This is a genomic window from Photobacterium damselae subsp. damselae (assembly GCF_038086725.1).
In the GTDB taxonomy this organism is placed as follows: domain Bacteria; phylum Pseudomonadota; class Gammaproteobacteria; order Enterobacterales; family Vibrionaceae; genus Photobacterium; species Photobacterium damselae.
Map to the genome: position 1 here is coordinate 176,746 of NZ_CP146970.1, position 18,579 is coordinate 195,324.

The 18,579-nt window shown below is 43.7% G+C and carries 16 protein-coding genes; 6 read left to right on the forward strand and 10 right to left on the reverse strand.

Annotated elements, in window-relative coordinates:
- Positions 1–79 precede the first annotated feature (79 nt).
- Positions 80–1,453, forward strand: a complete 1,374-nt coding sequence (gene hemN / locus WAX86_RS00805) for an oxygen-independent coproporphyrinogen III oxidase (protein WP_044179011.1) — start codon at positions 80–82, stop codon at positions 1,451–1,453.
- Here hemN and WAX86_RS00810 read toward each other — a convergent pair.
- From WAX86_RS00810 to glnA, 8 genes are all read right to left on the reverse strand, one after another.
- Entirely contained in the window at positions 1,446–2,159 is a 714-nt protein-coding gene (locus WAX86_RS00810) for an exonuclease domain-containing protein (protein ID WP_341488988.1), read from the reverse strand. The two genes, hemN and WAX86_RS00810, sit on opposite strands and share 8 nt — an antisense overlap.
- Positions 2,156–4,018, reverse strand: coding sequence for a DUF294 nucleotidyltransferase-like domain-containing protein (locus tag WAX86_RS00815; RefSeq protein WP_237033221.1), 1,863 nt, complete (start codon positions 4,016–4,018; stop codon positions 2,156–2,158). The genes WAX86_RS00810 and WAX86_RS00815 overlap by 4 nt, the downstream gene beginning before the upstream one ends.
- Before the next feature lie 142 nt (positions 4,019–4,160).
- Positions 4,161–4,289, reverse strand: a complete 129-nt coding sequence (locus WAX86_RS00820; protein WP_005301973.1) for a hypothetical protein — start codon at positions 4,287–4,289, stop codon at positions 4,161–4,163.
- Positions 4,290–4,470: 181 nt separating this feature from the next.
- Complete coding sequence (gene add / locus WAX86_RS00825; protein WP_151171346.1) at positions 4,471–5,475, reverse strand: adenosine deaminase; 1,005 nt, start codon at positions 5,473–5,475, stop codon at positions 4,471–4,473.
- Positions 5,476–5,667: 192 nt separating this feature from the next.
- A complete protein-coding gene (gene glnG, locus WAX86_RS00830) occupies positions 5,668–7,080 on the reverse strand; it encodes a nitrogen regulation protein NR(I) (RefSeq protein ID WP_341488989.1) in 1,413 nt (470 codons plus the stop codon).
- Positions 7,081–7,097: 17 nt separating this feature from the next.
- Entirely contained in the window at positions 7,098–8,159 is a 1,062-nt protein-coding gene (gene glnL / locus WAX86_RS00835) for a nitrogen regulation protein NR(II) (protein ID WP_115426043.1), read from the reverse strand.
- A gap of 100 nt (positions 8,160–8,259) precedes the next feature.
- Positions 8,260–8,826 carry a DUF4124 domain-containing protein gene (locus WAX86_RS00840; protein ID WP_341488990.1) on the reverse strand — a complete coding sequence of 189 codons (567 nt, stop codon included), beginning with the start codon at positions 8,824–8,826 and terminating at the stop codon, positions 8,260–8,262.
- 124 nt (positions 8,827–8,950) lie between these two features.
- Positions 8,951–10,360: a glutamate--ammonia ligase gene (gene glnA, locus WAX86_RS00845; protein ID WP_005301960.1), complete on the reverse strand. Its 1,410-nt coding sequence runs from the start codon at positions 10,358–10,360 to the stop codon at positions 8,951–8,953.
- Between the two features lie 583 nt (positions 10,361–10,943).
- Here glnA and typA point away from each other — a divergent pair.
- Together typA and WAX86_RS00855 are read left to right on the forward strand one after the other, a co-directional pair.
- Entirely contained in the window at positions 10,944–12,773 is a 1,830-nt protein-coding gene (gene typA, locus WAX86_RS00850; RefSeq protein ID WP_005301957.1) for a translational GTPase TypA, read from the forward strand.
- Between the two features lie 185 nt (positions 12,774–12,958).
- Entirely contained in the window at positions 12,959–13,498 is a 540-nt protein-coding gene (locus WAX86_RS00855; RefSeq protein WP_341488991.1) for an AAA family ATPase, read from the forward strand.
- Position 13,499: 1 nt separating this feature from the next.
- On the opposite strand, the gene WAX86_RS00860 is transcribed toward WAX86_RS00855, so the two are convergent.
- Positions 13,500–14,147 carry a DUF2959 domain-containing protein gene (locus tag WAX86_RS00860; RefSeq protein WP_005301955.1) on the reverse strand — a complete coding sequence of 216 codons (648 nt, stop codon included), beginning with the start codon at positions 14,145–14,147 and terminating at the stop codon, positions 13,500–13,502.
- Between the two features lie 191 nt (positions 14,148–14,338).
- On the opposite strand from WAX86_RS00860, the gene WAX86_RS00865 reads away from it, so the two are divergent.
- The 3 genes from WAX86_RS00865 to WAX86_RS00875 are packed head-to-tail and all read left to right on the forward strand — an operon-like array spanning position 14,339 to position 16,650.
- Positions 14,339–15,259, forward strand: coding sequence for a virulence factor BrkB family protein (locus WAX86_RS00865; protein WP_050787774.1), 921 nt, complete (start codon positions 14,339–14,341; stop codon positions 15,257–15,259).
- Positions 15,256–15,693, forward strand: coding sequence for a D-aminoacyl-tRNA deacylase (gene dtd / locus WAX86_RS00870; protein WP_341488992.1), 438 nt, complete (start codon positions 15,256–15,258; stop codon positions 15,691–15,693). Before WAX86_RS00865 ends, dtd begins: the two co-directional genes overlap by 4 nt.
- 39 nt (positions 15,694–15,732) lie before the next feature.
- A complete protein-coding gene (locus WAX86_RS00875) occupies positions 15,733–16,650 on the forward strand; it encodes a bifunctional GNAT family N-acetyltransferase/hotdog fold thioesterase (protein ID WP_341488993.1) in 918 nt (305 codons plus the stop codon).
- Here the strand turns inward: WAX86_RS00875 and WAX86_RS00880 are convergent.
- On the reverse strand, positions 16,608–18,563 hold the full coding sequence (locus WAX86_RS00880; protein WP_341488994.1) for an AsmA family protein: 1,956 nt from the start codon (positions 18,561–18,563) through the stop codon (positions 16,608–16,610). The genes WAX86_RS00875 and WAX86_RS00880 overlap by 43 nt on opposite strands.
- Positions 18,564–18,579 lie beyond the last annotated feature (16 nt).

Genomic DNA, 18,579 nt, shown 5'->3' on the forward strand with positions numbered 1-18,579 from the left:
CGCTTGTGTCGGTACGGTAAGTGTTATCCATCATGATACACTTACCGTCTCCTCGCCCTACAAAGTTGGAAGTTCAGTCATGCCAAACACGCAAATTATCTGGGATCAGGCCTTAATCGAAAAATATAACTACTCTGGCCCACGTTATACTTCATACCCAACCGCGTTAGAGTTTCACCAAGAATTTAGTGAAGCCGAATTTGAAACCGCGTGTCACCAGTATCCAGAACGTAAACTGTCGCTTTATGTTCATATCCCATTTTGCCATAAGCTCTGTTATTACTGCGGTTGTAATAAAGTTATCACTCGTCATCAAGAGAAAGCCGATGTTTACCTTGATGCATTAGCGCTTGAAATTGCTCAACGAGCAGCGTTATGTGGCCCTCGCCAAGTGAGTCAGTTGCACTGGGGCGGTGGTACGCCAACATTTTTAACCAAAGAACAAATTACCCGTTTGATGAATTTATTGCGTGAGCATTTTGATTTTGATGCTGACGCAGAAATTTCGATTGAGATAGACCCTCGTCGTATTGAACTGGATATGCTTGATCACTTACGTCAAGAAGGCTTCAACCGCATCAGTATTGGCGTGCAAGACTTTAATAAAGAAGTGCAGAAGGTGATCAACCGCGAACAGGATGAGAAGTTTATCTTTGATTTGGTTCAGCGAGCTAAAGAGCTAGGTTTCCGCTCAACTAACCTTGATCTTATCTATGGTCTACCACTGCAAAATCAACAAGCATTCAGTGATACATTGCATGAAGTGTTAAAGATGAAGCCTGGTCGTTTATCAGTATTTAACTATGCTCACATGCCACAGTTGTTTGCCGCCCAACGTAAGATTAAAGACGAATGGCTACCAGGACCAAAAGAGAAACTGGCTATGTTGCAGCAAAGCATTGCGACATTAACGGGGGCTGGTTATCAGTTTATTGGTATGGACCACTTTGCCTTGCCTGATGATGAACTTGCCGTGGCGCAACGTAATGGTATTTTGCACCGTAATTTCCAAGGTTATACCACTCAAGGTGATTGTGACTTACTGGGGCTTGGTGTGTCTGCGATCTCTATGATTGGTGACTGTTATGCGCAGAACCAAAAAGAGCTCAAAGCCTACTATGCAGATATTGAGCAACAACAGCACGCATTATGGAAAGGGGTACAATTGGACCAAGATGATTTGATCCGTCGTGAAGTGATCAAAGCATTAATTTGTAATTTCCAATTGAAAAAGCACGATATTGAAGCGATGTTCGATCTTAAATTTGATCAATATTTTGCTGAAGACCTACAACTACTTCAAACCTTTATCAATGACGATTTAGTTCGCGTTGATGATAAGATGATTTATGTTGAACCAAAAGGCCGCCTGCTTATTCGTAATATCTGTATGTGCTTTGATAAATATTTACGAGAGCGTGCACGCCAACAGCAGTTCTCTCGCGTTATTTAAGCCAATTAGCTAATGTGCCTGTTTTTTTACCAAAGCAGGCAACTTGCAGCACGAGTAATAATTCTGCCGTTGCAATCGCATCAATAACAGCGCCATGGGCCGGATACGCCGGTAAGCCATGGCGTTGTCGTATCTGGGCTAAACGGTAGTCATTAGCCTTAAGTTGTTGCCGATGAATCGACAGCGATTTTTCAATGGTTAAGGTATCTAACCAGATAATGGGTAATGGCGGCAGTTGGTATCGAGTTGCCAGATAGTGGTTGAGAAAGCGCTGTTCAATCATAGCGCCATGGGCCACCATGATTTTACCTTTCATCGCATTAAAGAGAGATGCCATGGCACAATCTAATTCGACACCATGAGCCAACTTCTCGGTGGTGATATGGTTGATAATAGCCGTTTCTGGCTTCACTTTTTGTTGGCTATCTTTAATCAGTAACTCAGTAGCTGTACTCAAATCGATTCGCTGTTGGCTGATAGTGACAAAACCAACAGATAAAATGTCGTCTTGTTCTGGGTCAAACCCTGTGGTCTCAAAGTCTAATACCAAATACTCCAACTGTGATAATAGGCTATCACTTTGAGGTAATGGGGTGCTTAACCAAGATGACAATGAGTTGGGTAGTGCTTGCTGAACATAACTGTCTCGTTGCTGTTGCAGCTTTTCTAACGGCGACCATCGTTTAAACAGTTGGCTGATGCTCATCGGCGTATGAACCGCATTTTGCAGATCTCTTGTAAGTTGGCCACGATACGAAATGCGTCTTTTAAGTGCTTACGTTCAAAACTGCCAAACTGATTGGGATCGATGTAGTTATCTGGAGTATTACCTTGTTTGAGTGCTTGCCACTGATGATGTTGGCGCAGCTGGAGCATAAAACGATAAGCGCCCAATAAATCATCTAAGGTATTTTTATTGATAATTGCGTGCTGGTGGGCATCGATAAAACGTTGTTCGGTGGTCATGGCATCACTTTGAGCGGCCAGTGCGTAAACTCGGGCTAAATCCACCATAATATTAATGGCGTATTTTTTAATATTCAGACTCTTACTGTTGCTACCGTTATGCTCAAGCACTAGGTTATTAAAGATCCCCAGTGGTGGTTTAACCGTTAGTGCATTTCGTACCAAAGATGAAAGAAATTGTGGATGTTCATCAATGTGGTTGTACAGTTCTTGGCGCAGTTGTTGAGCAAAATCGTCTTCGCCATAAACGGTACGAATTTCAAAAAATACACTGACATTAAGCAATTTATCGTACTCAGGGCTGGCAACCCATTTACGATAATATTCACGCCAAATTCGCATTGGTTGGCACCATTGTGGTTTGGCTGCCATAAAGCGCCCAGTACAAAGAGGATAACCACAAGCGGCCAGTCCATTACAGACGAACATGGCTAAATAGTTAAAGTAGGTTTTATCTTGAGGTTGGCTGTGATCAGAAAAAATAATGGCGCTGTCTTGATCTGAGAGTATATGTACTTCATTGCGCGCATGAGAACCAGCGACAACCCAGGCATAAGGACATGGCGGAGGGCCTAATTTCTGTTCAGCAAAGGTAATTAAGCGGCGGTTGATGGCATCCATAATCATCGCCATCACTTGACCAATCACTGCTGGTTGCACATGACCTTCCACCAAAGCTTCATAGATAGCCTGACGCTCGGCTGTTAACTGAGCCAGCGCTTCCACCGTTTGAGCGTGGTTGATTTTTTCGATTAAAAAGATGGCTTGAACCCGATGTTTACGCACCAGATCCGAGGTTGTTAATAGGCCAACGACTTGTTGATTATCAACCACGGGCAAACTGCGAATATTGTGCTCCATCATCAAGCCAACAGCTTTGAGCACCAAGTCCTGACTGCCAATAGTATAAGGGTGACGGGTCATGACTTGAGTAATTGGGGAATCAGTACTTACCCCATCAGCGATCACCCGTTTTGTCATATCGCGATCGGTGATAATACCGATAATTTGCTGGTTTTCGATGATGACAGCACAAGAGCTATGGTGTTGATAACGCATGATGCGAGCCACTTCTTTAATGCTCATCTTACTATCAACAATGGCGGGATGACGCTGGGCAACATCTGCCACGGTTTCCACAAATAGCCCTTTCTCAGCATCGGACCAGACAACATTCAAAGCCGATTCCAGACGAGTTTGGGCCGCGGTTGCAAAATGTTGAGCCTGCTCTGGATATTGCGTCAAGATCGAGTTGAGTTTGCTCACTGGGATGAGATACAGCAGGCAGGCGGTCAGTGTAATAGCTTGATAAGGTTCATGCTCTGCACTATCGGCTAAATGGGTAAAACCAAACAGATCTTCTTGCTCTAGTCGTGCTCGTAATGTGCCATTTAGGTGGCGTTGCTCAACCGTTCCTGAGCGGATTAGATAGAGATATTGTTCCTGATCTTTTTGATCAAATTGGATCTCGCTTTTGGCTGCAAGATAGCTAATTTGAATTGACTGGGCTACCTCAACTAAGGCGACTTTTGGCAATTTATCAAAAGGGTCGATATGAGAAATAAAATCAACAATATTCGGAACTAACGTCTCATCCATAGCTAAGATCTCAAGCACGAAAAGAGTCGATTATAACTTGGATAGAATTAAGATTTGGTGAAGTAGGGCGAGTATTGAATGAAAAGCAACACACTCTCGTTGACATAGGAGAGCGTGTTGGAACCGATCATAACGCGAATGGTTATTGACCTGTGAAGTTAACTGCTGCGATCAGAGCCAAAATACCTGCTGCAAATTGACCAGAGCCATTAGCGGCTAGTTCACTGACTGCGGGCATTGCGACACTGAAAGATAAAATCGTATCTAACATAACGAGGGCCACCAAAGTATTTGTGATGATAAAGAGTCGTTATCATCAAAAGGGAGCGAGCTTAGTTGGTAAGCTCAGCCAAAAAGTGGCGCTATTGTACTCAATAATACGCAGAAGAAAATTGCTCTTGATTAAAAAAACAACACAAACTGCGTATTGATTGAGATTGAGTTATGGTTAATTAGCTACGTTGTGCCGCTAATGTTTTAAGGGCTTGTTTTTCACTATCTGATAGGAAAGCAAGCTCTAGACCATTGATTTGGGCCTGACGAATTTGTGTTTCGGTTAAGCCCACTTTTGGTGCTGCAACTTCATATTCGTATGGTAGTTCAATGCCTTCAACCGCAGGGTCATCGGTGTTCAAACAGGCAAGAATACCGTGCTCAAGGAAAGCTTTAACTGGGTGTGTCTGGTAGCTAGCAACTGTACTGGTTTGAATATTTGAGGTTAAGCAAGATTCAATACCAATTTTGTTCTGTGCTAAGTAATCCATTAATTTAGGATCGTGGATTGCTTTAACTCCGTGACCGATACGAGTTGCGCCTAGCTCAGTAATTGCCTGCCACATGCTCTCAGGGCCTGCCGCTTCACCTGCGTGGATAGTAATGTTAAGACCTGCATTTCGCACTTGTTTAAAGTGTTCGATAAATTGAACCCCCGGTTGGCCTAGCTCATCGCCAGCAAGGTCGATAGCAACTAGCTTGTCTTTATGAGCCAGTAAGCCATCCAATTCTTGCTGACAAGCTTCAGTGCCAAAGGTACGACTCATAATACCGATCAGGTTGGCTTTTATACCAAAATCGCGACAACCGGCAGCAACGCCATCAGCAACCGCTTCTACTACGCCTGCAATGGGTAACTGATGTTTCATTGCCATGTAATAAGGAGAAAAACGCAACTCGGCATAATCAATTTGTGCACGTAGCGCATCTTCTACGTTTTCATAAGCAACACGACGGCACGCATCCAAATCACCTAATACGGCAACGCCCCAATCTAACTTAGCAAGAAAAGCCACTAGACTTGGCTCTGCTTCAACAATTTGTACATGTGGGCGTAGTGATTCCACGCTGTTTGCTGGTAGCTCAAGACCAAATTTTTGGCCTAGGTCTAAAATGGTTTCTACACGGATATTACCATCAAGATGACGGTGTAAATCAGTTAAAGGGAGGTGCTTAGTAATCATGGTTATTTTCATCCCAAGTTAAATCGGTATCCCCAGTATAGAAAATCTTGCCTTAAGAGACAGGTCCATATTGGGGATTAAATACATTAATTGCTCGGTATTGCTTCAGTGTTTACCTTAGCTGTTGCCGATTAACTATACATAATAGTGTATTGTCGATGTAACACGGGAATTAATTATGTGAGCTATGTTTTAATCTTTTATATTGAGTTCCTTAATTTTTCGCGTCAGGGTATTGCGGCCCCAACCGAGTAATTTCGCTGCATCTTGTTTATGACCACGGGTAAATTCTAATGCCGTTTCCAATAGTACTCGCTCAAAAATAGGTTGTGCTTCACTGAGTAAATTCTCTTGGCCGTGGCGTAAGGCGTCTTGTGCCCAAAGCTGTAGCCCTCGATGCCACTCATGTTGCTCATTCAGTGCGGCAGATGGTTTATCAATGTCTAATAGCTCTGGTGGTAAATCGGCTGGTAACACTTCATTACCACTGGCCATCACCGTTATCCAGCGACAGGTATTTTCTAATTGACGAACATTACCCGGCCAAGGCATTTGGGTCAGTAAATCTAGGGTATCTGGGTGCAGTGTTTTTAGCTCTACGCCAAGCTCTTTAGCTGCTCGTTGCAAGAAGTGACGAGTCAGTTGAGCGATATCTTGCCGACGATCTTTGAGCGCAGGGAGATGAATGCGAATAACATTGAGACGGTGGAAAAGGTCATCACGGAAATCACCATCTCTTACTAACACTTCTAAGTCTTGATGGGTTGCGGCAATGATGCGTACATCTACTTTAATTGGAGCGTGGCCACCAACACGATAAAATTGCCCGTCAGCTAACACGCGCAATAAACGAGTCTGGATATCCAGTGGCATATCCCCAATTTCATCTAAAAATAGAGTACCGCCATTGGCTTGTTCAAAGCGCCCCTGACGAACGCTGTTGGCTCCGGTAAACGCTCCTTTTTCATGACCAAACAGTTCTGACTCAATTAAGTCTTTTGGTATTGCGGCCATATTAAGGGCAACAAAGGGCTGTTCATTGCGAGGGCTGTGGCGATGTAGGGCGTGAGCAACCAGCTCTTTACCTGTGCCCGATTCGCCATTGATTAATACCGAAATGGATGAACGTGATAGGCGACCTATGGCTCGAAACACTTCCTGCATGGCTGGCGCTTCACCAATAATCTCAGGGGCGGTGTGTTCTTGTGTTTGTGGTTGTTTGGCTCGACGTTGTTCTTGGCTATGGGTTACTGCGCGATCAACCAAAGTGATGGCTTCATCAATATCAAAGGGTTTTGGTAGATATTCAAAAGCCCCTTCTTGGTAAGCATTAACGGCCGAATCGAGATCTGAATGGGCTGTCATAATGATAACAGGGAGGTCGGGGTAGTGTTGCTGCAACGATTTAAGTAGGGCAAAGCCGTCAATTCCCGGCATACGGATATCTGAGACTAATACATCGGGTAAGCTTCGCTCTAATGCCTGTAATACACTATCGCCATCAGCAAATGTCTCGCATGCCAGATCGGCCGCATTTAGGGTGCGTTCTAGTACCCAGCGAATGGAGCTGTCATCATCGACAACCCAAACCATTCCTTTACTCATAGTGGTGTCCTCGATGGTTATTTAATAGGTAAATACACAGTAAAAGCGGTGTGGCCAGGCCAACTGACCACCTCTATTTTTCCTTGGTGCTGATCGACCAGATTGCGGGCAATAGAAAGACCCAGTCCAGTACCGTCAGAGCGTCCGCTGACCATAGGGTAAAACAGAGTATCTTGGAGTTGATCAGGAATACCCGGTCCATTATCAATGAGATCGATTCGGGCTACTGTACGATGGTGTTGCCCTTTGATATTGACTTGATGCTCGGTGCGGGTTTTTAGCACAATTTTTGGCGCAGGGTTTTGGGATTGGGATGCCAGCGCTTGTAGGGCATTGCGCACGATATTAAGGAGAGCTTGTTCCAGCTGCTCACTGTCCATCTCAAAGTCGGGTAAGCTGGGATCATAATCCCGCTCAATGACGACTGATTCTCCCGCTTCGTACTGCAATAGCTGTCGTACTCGTTCTAGTACTGCATGGATATTTTGGCTATGACGTAGCCCAGGTTTTTGCGGCCCCAACAAACGATCGACTAAGTTACGTAGCCGGTCTGCTTGCTCGATAATCATCTGGGTATATTCTTGGTATTGATCCGATGGTAAGACTTTTTCTAGTAGTTGTGCCGCACCTCGCAAGCCCCCAAGTGGGTTTTTGATTTCGTGGGCTAATCCTCTAACCAGTTCTTTGGCCGCCTGCTGCTGAGCATATTGGCTAACTTCATGGCTGATACGACGTTGTTGATCGACGGCTCGTAGCTCTAATAAAACATAACGAGTACCGTTAGCCATAATAGGACTAGCATCAAGATCTAATGTCAGCGCCTTACCATCACAGAGCCCCCAAATAACTTCACTATCAGAAAAACTTTGCCCGTGTTCTAGTGCTTGAATTAAATGCTCACTATCTAACGAACAGTGTTGGCCCAATTCATTCAGTTTACTGCCAACCAGTTTTCGTTGGCTTAGAGAAAAGAGTTGCTCACTGGCAGGATTTACTTCACAGATAGTTAGGGTTTCATCAAGCAGTAATACGGCTGTCACTAAATTATCAATGATGGTTGTGGAATCAGGGGCTGTCACGGTTATCGTCCTTGTATGGGAAGCAAGCCAAGCTCATGCACCAAAATAGTGCAATTAAGTGTAGCCTGTTTATCGAAAATCGTGCAGTAAAATCTAATGATTACTCAGTTTTTGGCTTTACGGGTGGAAACTTGGGTTGTAAGGCCGATGCGCGGTGAAGATAAACAGTAATGTTCTCTGATGAAGCAATAACCTTGCCGTTTTTAATTAATTGAATTTGAATCTGATGAGTACCGCGATTGATATTTTCTAATTGCCAAGTCAGTGTTTGCTGCGGCGTTAAGTACGCTTTGCCATCTAGCAGCAATTGCGCTTGAGTTTGCGCTGTTAATGGGTGGTTTGCGACGGCTGTAACGCGAATATTACCTTCGTTGTTGCGTATGGTCTGATCATGAATGGGGCTGATAATTGAAACCGTTGCTGGTGGTAATAAAGGTTTACTTGACTGAGCCTCTGCTGATGCTTGAGTGGTGGTTTGCTTAACCTCTTGACTGGTTTTAACTTGAATAACATCCAGTTGATATTCTTGAGCGTTGGGATTAGTTGGGCGATCAGAAAAATGCACTACTCCGTGTTCATCTTCCCACGAGTAAATGGTGGCATTGACCGTATTGGTTACCATCAATAGTAATAATGTTGTGGTCCATGCCGTGCAGAGCTTTAGCATAATATCCCTTTATTTTTATTTGCTTATTTCGGGTATTTTTTCAGCTCTGGGTAAGACAACAAGATCAAAAAGACCTGCTTGTGAGGCAGGTCTAAATCTTTATGCGTAATGTAAGTCGGCTTAATTACACTGAGTAGTAAAGTTCAAACTCAAGTGGGTGAGTTGTCATATTCACTTTCTCTACATCTTGTGCTTTTAGCTTGATGTAAGAGTCGATAAAGTCATTAGAGAATACGCCGCCTGCCGTTAAGAACTCGCGGTCATCATCAAGATACTGGAGAGCATCTTTTAGTGATTCGGCAACAGTTGGGATTTCTGCTGCTTCTTCTGCTGGTAGGTCGTATAGATCTTTATCCATCGCTTCGCCAGGGTGGATCTTATTGATGATACCATCAAGACCTGCCATCAACATTGCTGCAAACGCAAGATATGGGTTTGCTGCAGGGTCTGGGAAGCGCACTTCGATACGACGTGCTTTTGGACTTGGTACGACTGGAATACGAATTGATGCACTACGGTTACGTGCCGAGTATGCCAACATTACTGGTGCTTCAAAACCAGGAACTAAACGCTTGTATGAGTTAGTTGCTGGGTTTGCGAATGCGTTGATAGCACGAGCATGTTTAATGATACCGCCGATGTAGTAAAGTGCCATTTCAGATAGGCCGCCGTACTTATCACCTGCAAATAGGTTAACGCCATCTTTTGCGAGAGACTGGTGTACGTGCATACCACTACCGTTATCGCCTACCAGAGGTTTTGGCATAAAGGTTGCGGTTTTACCAAAGGCGTGTGCAACGTTATGAACGACATACTTGTAGATCTGAATCTCATCGGCTTTTGTCGTTAGAGTGTTAAAGCGAGTTGCAATCTCGTTTTGACCTGCTGTTGCCACTTCATGGTGGTGAGCTTCGACAACAAGGCCCATCTCTTCCATGATAAGACACATTGCGCTACGAATATCTTGTGATGAGTCAACCGGTGCTACTGGGAAGTAACCGCCTTTAACACCTGGACGGTGACCTTTGTTACCGCCTTCGACATCGCTACCCGTATTCCAAGCGGCTTCAATGTCATCAATCTTAAAGAATGAACCTGACATGTCAGTGTGGAATTTCACGTCGTCAAATAGGAAGAATTCTGGTTCTGGGCCTACAAGGACTGTGTCTGCAATGCCAGTTGAACGCATGAAATCTTCTGCGCGCTTAGCAATTGAGCGAGGATCTCGGTCGTAACCTTGCATGGTTGCAGGCTCAAGAATGTCACAGCGGATATTTAATGTTGATTCTTCAGTAAATGGGTCTAATACTGCACTTGAAGCATCTGGCATCATCACCATGTCTGATTCATTGATACCTTTCCAACCTGCAACCGATGAGCCATCAAACATTTTGCCTTCTTCAAAGAAGTCAGCGTCAATTTGGTGTGCTGGAATACTGATGTGCTGCTCTTTACCTTTAGTATCGGTAAAGCGTAGGTCTACAAATTTAACTTCGTTCTCTTGGATCAGTGCTAATACGTTTTCTACTGACATTCTAACTAACCTCCGGTGTTAAAGACTGGGCATCGGCCTAACTAGGGCATGGAGCAATTCTGTTACTTTTTACATAGCGAGAACCGTGCCAATATTTTTAATCATTAAAAATCAAATTGTTATATAATTTTCTCTGATTAGGTCATCCTTTGTTGCACAAATTTGGGGATTTGATGCACTAATATGGTGCAACTATCGTCGTTGTCCCATTTGCTGAACCAAATTTGTGCTTCTACTATTCAATGATGGTCACTTATTGTCAATCTCTTGCTGGCTGAGCAAAGATTTTTCTCAAATTGACTAGAAAAAAAATAATTTAGGCAATTAACCATACTGCTCTGTGTTTTTGTTTTTATGTTTATGGTTTTAAAGGTTTTTATTTTTATTTTTGATGGTTTTTTTGATGGGAAAAGTAGTAAAAAACAGCAAAAATGTACGGTTGATAAGAAAATATCGAAAAAACCTGGTGATATAAATCACATATTTCGTGGGTTTTGGAGTAAAATCTGTTAGATTATGAGCCGTTTTTTTAACCAAGTAGCGCCATTAGGGTCGCTGCATGTTCTGAGTGAATGTGAAACCCATGTCTAATCCACAGATCGATAAATTAAGAAATATCGCAATTATTGCGCACGTTGACCACGGTAAAACAACGCTGGTTGACAAACTGCTTCAGCAGTCTGGCACGTTAGAGTCTCGCGGCGAAGCCGAAGAGCGCGTAATGGATTCTAACGACATCGAAAAAGAGCGTGGTATCACCATCCTTGCTAAGAACACAGCGATTAACTGGAATGATTACCGCATCAACATCGTAGATACCCCAGGACACGCCGATTTCGGTGGTGAAGTTGAGCGTATCATGTCAATGGTTGACTCTGTACTTCTTATCGTTGACGCAGTTGATGGTCCTATGCCTCAGACTCGTTTCGTAACGCAAAAAGCGTTTGCTCACGGTCTTAAGCCAATCCTTGTAATCAACAAGATTGACCGTCCAGGTGCACGTCCTGAGTGGGTAATGGATCAAGTATTTGACCTATTCGACAACCTAGGTGCAACTGACGAGCAGTTAGACTTCCAAGTTGTTTACGCTTCAGCTCTAAACGGTTGGGCAACAATGGAAGAAGGCGAAACTGGCGAGAACATGGAACCTCTATTCCAAGCTATCGTTGAGAACGTAGCAGCTCCTGACGTTGACGTTGACGGCGCACTGCAGATGCAGATCTCTCAGCTAGACTACAGCTCTTACGTAGGTGTTATCGGTGTTGGCCGTGTAACTCGTGGTTCTGTTGTTCCTAACCAGCAAGTATGTGTGGTTGGTGCAGACGGTACTAAGCGTAACGGTAAAGTAGGTACAGTACTAGGTTACCTAGGTCTTGAGCGTCACGACGTAGAAAAAGCAACTGCAGGTGACATCATCGCAATCACAGGTCTTGGTGAACTTAAGATCTCTGACACAATTTGTGATGTAAACACTCCAGAAGCACTTCCTGCTCTTTCTGTTGACGAACCAACAGTTACTATGACTTTCCAGGTAAACAATTCTCCGTTTGCTGGTAAAGAAGGTAAGTACGTAACTTCACGTAACATCCTTGAGCGTCTACAAAAAGAACTTGTACACAACGTTGCACTACGTGTAGAAGAAACTGAAGACCCAGATAAATTCCGTGTATCTGGTCGTGGTGAACTTCACCTATCTATCTTGATTGAAAACATGCGTCGTGAAGGCTACGAGCTAGCTGTATCTCGTCCAGAAGTTATCATCAAGCGTGATGAGAATGGTGATCTACAAGAACCGTTTGAAACTGTGACTATCGACGTGATGGAAGAGCATCAGGGCGGTATCATGGAAAACATCGGTCTACGTAAAGGTGAGCTAACTGATATGGCTCCAGATGGCAAAGGCCGTGTTCGCATGGACTTCATGATGCCTTCTCGTGGTCTGATCGGTTTCCAAACTGAGTTCATGACTCTAACTTCAGGTTCTGGTCTTCTTTACCATACATTTGACCACTACGGCCCACACAAAGGCGGTAACATCGGTCAGCGTAACAACGGTGTGTTAATCTCTAACGCAACAGGTAAAGCGCTAACTTACGCTCTATTTAACCTACAAGAGCGTGGTCGTCTATTTACAGAGCACGCAGACGAAGTTTACGAAGGTCAGATCATCGGTATTCACAACCGTTCTAACGACCTAACTGTTAACTGTCTAAAAGGTAAGCAGCTAACTAACGTTCGTGCATCTGGTACTGACGAAGCTCAGGTTCTTTCTCCAGCTATCAAGTACACTCTAGAGCAAGCTCTTGAGTTTATCGATGATGACGAGCTAGTAGAAATCACTCCTGAAAGCATCCGTATCCGTAAGAAACTTCTTACTGAAAACGATCGTAAGCGTGCAGGCCGTACTAAGTAATTATTACTATTTAACGCTTTAAAAAAGCCCCTGTAGCCAAAAGGTTACAGGGGCTTTTTGTTTGTATTGAGATGATTAATACTAAAGCCGGTTCTTTGAAATAACTCAATGTGAAGAGACTAGAATCAAAGTTTGATAATTATGGTAATAAAGTGGCGAAAAAATGGGAAAGATAGGGAAATGATATGACAGGCTGTGTGATCCTAACGGGAGGACCTGGATCGGGAAAAACGTCGGTTATTAATTGGCTTGCTCAACAAGGTTGGCTGACGTTTGAAGAGGCTTCGCGCCATTTAATTATTGAGCAAAGTCAGCATGATAACGGTATTTTACCTTGGACGGATTTGCCTCGTTTTGCTGATCTCTGCTTTGCTATGATGAGCGAGCAAAAGAGAGCGGCAACACAGCAACCCTGGGCATTTTGTGATCGAGCAATGGGGGATATCTGTGCGTATTTAGCTCTTGGTAACCAAGCGATCTCTGTAGAACTGAAACGTGCTTGCTCTGGATATTACCCTCAAGTTTTTATGTTTACGCCAAAGCAGGAAATTTATCAGCAAGACAGTGAACGTCCTCATACCTTTGCTGAAGCGATGGTTATTCATCAACAATTGGTGGCAACCTATCAGCAATTAGGCTATCAGGTGGTTGAGGTTCCTTGGGGAGAGATAAAAAAACGGGCCGAGTGGATACTGGCCCGTTTAGGATTGGAATCACTTAAGTGACTTACGCTTTTTTCAGATGAGAGATAAAGCGGTTAGATTCGGCAATTGCTGCGTTCATATCACGGATTGCCTGTTGAATCTCACGTTGTAGTGAATTGAATTCACCTTGTAGAGAACCAATAGCTGCAGCGTTGAGGTTATGTTTTAGGTATAGCGTATTGTCACGTAAGGTATCTAAAACTGGCTCCATTTTTTTCTCTGCTCGGTGCATAGAGGCAATCATTTTTTTGTATTGCGCTTTTGTTGCACTTAATTTTCGCTCACTGTCTCGGCGTAAAGTGGCACTTTTATAGAGTGATAATTCATCTTGCCATTCAGCAAACAGAGCTTCAGCAACATTCTCAATAGCATCGATACGGTCATTGACATTTTCTACCGCATCTTCGCTCGCTTGGTACTGATCATTGATGTTGTTATAAGCTGCTTCAAGCTCACCACCATCAAATTTGTGCAGTGCTTTTAATGCATCTAGCGCGCTGGTGAACTGCTTTTGTGCATCTTGCTGAGCTTCATTGGCGCTTTCTACTCGATCAACCATGATGTCACGTTTATGCACGCCGACTTGTTCCATCGCTGAATAATAAGCACTTTGACAACCGGTTGTGGCAAGGGTGCTGAAGGTTAAAAAGAGTGCGAGCAAATAACGCATTGATAACTCCTAACAAGACTGACTGATAAACTCTGTACTGTTATTCTTTTGCTGAATAATCACGACAGAGCAGTAAATATTTTTTATTACACTTATTATACTCAACTTATCTTGGTTTGCGTGCATCAAAGCGCAGTGTGACCATGATAATGCCAAGTTTTGACAAACAATTAAGAAAAAGTTTTCCGTTTATGGCTGACAACAAATCCAGTAACAAGTTGCATTTCACAACTCGAATATCCATGACTTTTGCCTATTTTCGCTACCTATTTCAGCGAATTAACCATGATCGCTTAACCGTAACCGCAGGTTCAATGGCTTATGTCACTCTCTTATCTTTAGTTCCCCTTATTACGGTTGTGCTATCGGCATTATCGAGTTTTCCCGTTTTTCAAGGCTTAGGAGAGGTGCTACAAAATTTTGTCATTGAGAATTTTGTTCCGGCAGCAGGAGAGGTGGTAAAGACCTATCTGAATCAGTTTGTTGCTAATGCCGGCAAAATGACCGCGGTAGGTATCGGAGCGCTGTTTGTGGTGGCAATGATGTTGATCTCATCAATTGATACCGCCTTGAACTATATTTGGCGAGTTAGCGAAAAACGTCGTCCTGTGATCTCGTTTTCTATCTATTGGATGGTGTTAACCTTAGGCCCGATATTAGTTGGCTCAAGTCTTGCTGTAAGCTCCTACTTGGGTTCTTTGAATATTATGGGCAGTGATGCCGTAAATGGCTTGTTGCAACAATCGCTGCGTTGGTTGCCAGTGATGATGTCGACCATGGCTTTTCTTGGCCTGTATCTCTTAGTTCCCAATACCAAAGTACGCTTTCATCATGCGGTGATTGGCGCTGGATGTGCCAGTTTACTGTTTGAATTAAGTAAGAAAGGGTTTGCGCTATACATCACTAATTTTCCGTCTTATCAGGTTATTTATGGCGCCTTGGCTGTGATTCCGATTTTATTTGTTTGGGTGTATCTATGCTGGTGTATTGTGTTACTAGGAGCGGAGATTACAGCCAGTCTTGGTGAGCGAAAGCATTGGGATTTTACGCAAGTTGAGGCACAATCAGAGCCTGACTCCATTATCGAAACGACCACAAAGGATAAATTATGATAGCGCTTATTCAACGAGTTACAGAAGCCAGTGTGACTGTCGATGGCCAAGTAACAGGCGCCATAGGTAAAGGGCTATTAGTCCTACTTGGGGTCGAAAAAGGGGACGATGAAGCCAAAGCTCAACGTTTACGAGATAAAGTTTTAGGCTACCGTGTCTTTGAGGACGAGCAAGGAAAAATGAACCTTAATGTGCAGCAAGCTGGTGGTAGTGTGTTGGTTGTGTCGCAGTTTACGTTAGCCGCAGACACCAAAAGTGGTATGCGCCCAAGCTTCTCATCTGGTGCAGCACCTGTTGATGCGGAACGTATGTATGAGTATTTTGTCCAATGTTGTAAGGATAAAGAAATTCAAACAGAAACAGGGATCTTTGCTGCAGATATGAAAGTGGCACTGGTTAACGATGGGCCGGTAACTTTCTGGTTGCAAGTCTAGTTCACATTTACTGCTAAAGGACGACGAGAGAGGGATTTCATGTTTCGTTTAGTCACGCCACAATCAGAGCAAGAACTTAAGCTATATTTTCATTTTCGTTGGCAAATGCTGCGCGAACCTTGGCAACTTCCTATCGGCTCAGAGCGCGATGCTTATGACGATTTAAGTTGTCACCGAATGATTTTAACTGATGCCGGAGAGGTTATTGCGATCGGTCGTTTGTATATGACCGCTGATAATGATGGCCAAATTCGCTATATGGCAGTCCGTCCTGATTTTCGCCATCGCGGTATGGGAGCTGTAATATTAATGGCTCTTGAGGGGTTAGCACGCCAAGAAGGAGCGAAACGATTGGTGTGTAATGCCCGTGAAGATGCCATTCCATTTTATGTTCGTAATGGTTTTGTTAGTCAAGGTGAGCTTAGTGATGAGCGTGGGCCTGTGCGCCACCAACAAATGCTTAAACAACTAGAAGCCTTGTCTGATGTCGTCCGTCATCCTGATTGGTGTCAAGAGCTCCAGCAATTGTGGCTTAACCAGATCCCCATAAGCGATAAAATGGGGATTCGCATTCATCAATATACTGGCTATCGATTTGAAGTTGGTGCCCTGTTTCATGCTAATTTAAACCCTAATGAATTTATGTTTGCAGGCAGTATTTTTACGATGGCGACATTGGCTGGATGGGGCTTCCTTTGGATGTTATTAAAGGAGCACAAATTTGCTGCCAACATTGTGTTAGTTGATAGTCATATCCGTTATCACAACCCGATTGCTGAACGTCCTCGAGCCATAACCTCGGTTGAGCAAGTTGAAGGTAATTTTGATCGCTTAGCTAAAGGACGTAAGACTAAAATTACCGTTGAGGTTACTGTATATGGGGGCGACACATTAGCTTCGACGTTTACTGGAACCTACTTATTGCTTCCAGTACAAGATGATGCTGTTGTTACTTGAGATTTATCCTGTCGCCAGTGACGATTCAGTTGCTGGCAATCTTGAATAAGGTTGAGCTGTAAGTCGGTTTCTCTTTGGGTGAAATCCCACTGTCCAGTAAGAGTCCCACTTAGGGATGGGTTTTGCCAGTGCCATGGAGAGACAGAGGCAATACCGCGATTTAATTGTAGCTGTAAAGGCGCAATATCAATGGCGTGCGGTTTTGTATCTTTGGTGATCTTAGCCATTGCTTTTGGCTGCCATTGAGCTTGTTGCCAGTCTTGAAAATATTGCTGAGCACCAGCGATAAACTGATTATCACGCCATTGGGTATAGATATGACCACTGAGACTGTAATCTAAGGCCGCTTTATCTGAGCTTAAACCGTGTAGTTGAATTTGATTATCCATTACTCCAGTTATAGGTAATGGTAGTTTCAGCCAAGCATGAAGTAAGCGGGTTGGTACAGAATCACCATTTATCGACAGCTGCCATGGCCGACCTGATTGGCTAAGTTCTATTTTTCCTGTGGCGCGTAATAAACCATCTTTAAACGGTAAAACTACCCGCTTAAGTTGCCAGTTCCCCTGATCACTGCTCATTTCCATAATAGGATCGTTGAGTATGATTTGATTTATACTGCTAAAACTGCTGCTAACTGCTAGCTCGCCCTGCCATAGTTGCCAAAAATCCTTATGGTGCCAAGTTAGTTTATCTCCGGTGATATCCAGCCCAGCCATTTGTATTAACCAATCAGGATCGGTACTCGTGAGTAGCAGGTTAGAGGTATCCAGATGTTGAATTTCGATCTGTTGCCATGGCAGGTTAAATTGTTGAAATTGAGTTAGCCAGCCATTCGGTAATATCCATTTTATACCATTGATAATGACTTTTTTAAGCGATAAGGTCGTTGGTGTGATAGTGCCATTTAAATTGATATAGCCAGATAAAAGCTGACTTGATAAGCCAGAGATAATGAGCTGATTGGGTTGCAACTGCATATCGAGGATTGGATTATCAAAGGTGATGTGTTGCCATTGAATATTGTTGGCGCTAAGGGATATTTGCCCCTGCTGTTGCCAGAGATTTTTGGGCCAAGTGATATTTTCCAACGAGAGGTTGACGCCATTTGCGGTCAGTTGTTTTAGTTCTACACTGCTCTCTAATAGGTCAAAACGCTCAATGTCTAATGTGTTGATATATGGCTTGAGGGTGTCATTGAGAGAGTGTAAGACCGAGTCTTGTTGTAGTTGTAACCCTTGTACCGTGAATTGAGCTAAGGTAAGGCGTTTTTCTTGTGGATGATAAATGGCCTGGCCACTGACTTGTGCATGTTGCCAAGTGAAAGAGAGACCATCAAAAAGCCATTTATCGGTCGTACTATGACGGCCATTTATAAGTAGCTGATTCAACTCTTGGTGGTGGTAATCAATGCGATCTGCACTGACAATAAATTCGCCCTGAAAGCTTTGCCACCACGGATATTGAGCAGATGAGTGCCAGTTATTGAGCTCAATCTTGCCATTTTCCATCACAAAGTTGGGGGTGAGCAGTGAAACGTCAGTTAAAGCTAGGCGCTTGGTGGCAAATGCAGGCAAAGTGAATTGACTTGGCTCTCTGTAGTGAATACCTGCGACTAGCACCGAATCAAACTGACGAGGGTGGGTAAGATTGGCCGACCACCATAGTTCAACGCGCTGAGCTATGGGTCTTGTTTGCTCTGAGCCTGACCATGAAGGGCCAATAAAGGTCATGTGCCAAGGCTGCTTAAGTGAGTAGCTGACTTGTTGAAATTGGATTGGATACGGTGAGTATGTGGCCAATCGATTGATAATCGGAGTCGCAAACTGGCTTTGCAGCAGAGCGAGAGTTACGGTAATAAGCAATAGTAACAAGATTATCAATGTGACAACCCATTTCGCTAATATACGCATAAACACTTCCTTATTG